Raw genomic sequence first — 1,241 nt, 5'->3', positions numbered from 1 at the left:
CCCACCAGAAGTCCGAAGAGCCAATAAACCCAGGGCGCTTCACACTGTGACCTGCCCTACGGTTTGGTTACCTCCGGCGGTGTAGCGCTCAGGCGTTGAGGGGTGTCACGGTTGAGCGTAGTTCAAAGTCTGCGGGGCTGAGATATCCCAGCCCTGAGTGGCGGCGCTTCCTGTTATAGAAGATTTCGATGTAGTCGAAGATGGCGTTAGCCAGTTCGATCCGAGTCTTCCATCGCTGCCGGTTGAGCAGCTCGATCTGCATGGAAGACCAGAAGCTTTCCATCATGGCGTTGTCCAGCCCATCACCGACGGTGCCGAAAGAGGGCATGAGCCCTGCCTGACGGATTTTTTCGCCGAAGGCCCAGGAGGTGAATTGGGTGCCGTGATCGGCGTGAACGATGCCACCAGGGCCGGGCATCCGTGCTTTGAGCGCCATGTCCAAAGCATTGAGCACCAGGGTCGTGTTCTGCCGGCTTTCGATGGACCAGCCCACGACTTTCCGGCTGTAAGTGTCCATCACCGCACAGCAGTAAATTTTGCCCTCAGCGGTGGGGTGTTCGGTGATGTCGGTGACCCAGAGTTCATTGGGCTGGATGCGGTGGAACTTCCGGTTGACCAGGTCATCTGCGGTCACCACCCCGCGTAGCCGTTTCGTTCTGACTGGGCCTGGGAGACCGTAAATCCCCGCGTTGTGCATCAATTTGAAGACCAGCTGATTATTTGACGGCCACGCTCATCCCCATGGTCAATTCAGCGTGGATACGTCGGTAGCCATAAGTTCCACGGGAAGCGGTGTGGACTTCTCGGATGAGGCCGGTGAGCCATTCGCGTCGCATCTGAGAAGGCGCAGTAGGACGACGTAGGTACCTGTAGTAACCAGGCTTGCTGACTCCGAGGAGGCGGCAACAGGTGAGTACCGGAAACCCGGCGGCGACCAGGGTGTCGATCACCGGGTGAATCCTTTTGGGTGGGGCGCCTCTTCACCCAAAAACTTCGAGGCGATCTTCAGGATCTCAAGTTCTTGTTCCAGCTCGCGGATCCGTTTGCGGGCCTTGCGCAGCTCGGCGCTCTCAGCGGTGGCGATGCCAGGGACCTCTCCATTGTCGATGCGGTCCTGCCGGACCCAGCGCCACAGCACCGCATCGCTGATCTCAAGGTCAGCTGCCACCACGGGGACTTTTCGCCCTGCACGCACTAGCGCAACCGCACGGTGGCGGAACTCAGCAGGATAGGCTTTCGGC

1 pseudogene is annotated in these 1,241 nt (G+C 59.3%); it reads right to left on the bottom strand.

Going from position 1 to position 1,241, the window contains the following annotated elements:
* Positions 1-88: 88 nt before the first annotated feature.
* A pseudogene (locus IEW13_RS17245) lies at positions 89-1,241 on the bottom strand (IS3 family transposase); the annotation flags it as partial.

Source organism: Sediminivirga luteola (genome assembly GCF_014639315.1).
Taxonomy (GTDB): Bacteria; Actinomycetota; Actinomycetes; order Actinomycetales; family Brevibacteriaceae; genus Sediminivirga; species Sediminivirga luteola.
The sequence above is the reverse complement of the archived record's forward strand: the minus strand, read 5'-3'. Positions and strand labels throughout refer to the sequence as shown.